A 421-nucleotide genomic window follows, 5' to 3' on the forward strand; every position below is an offset into this window, starting at 1 on the left:
CGTTTTCTCCGCGCGAGTGGTATTGCTCAGCACATCAGACCCCCCTTGCTTCTCGGTCATCCCCATGCCGATCAGCAGGCCGCGCTTCTGGCCGCCAGGCGCAAGGTGCGGATCGTAACGGTCGCTCAGCAGCGGCGACAGCCAGTCGCGAATGGGCGCGGGCAGGGCGTGCTGCAGCAGGGGCGTTGCGGCGAAGGTCATGGTAATCGGGCACAACGTCCCGGCCTCCACCTGGGCATGGAGCAGAAAGCGGGCGGCGCGGGCGACAAACGCGCCTTCGCGGGCATCCTCCTGCCAGGCGAGGTTATGTACCCGGTTCGCGCACAGCCCCTGCATCAGCAGGTGCCAGGCGGGATGAAAGCGCACGTCGTCCAGCCGGGCGCCGGTGGCGTCATAGCGCAGCAGCTCCGGCGGATTGCTG

The 421-nt window shown here is 67.9% G+C and carries 1 pseudogene; it reads right to left on the reverse strand.

Annotated elements, in window-relative coordinates:
- Window positions 1-421: pseudogene (locus tag M3194_RS30955) on the reverse strand (hypothetical protein); the annotation flags it as partial.

The organism is Paenibacillus glycanilyticus (assembly GCF_023715145.1).
Classification (GTDB): Bacteria; Bacillota; Bacilli; order Paenibacillales; family Paenibacillaceae; genus Pristimantibacillus; species Pristimantibacillus glycanilyticus_A.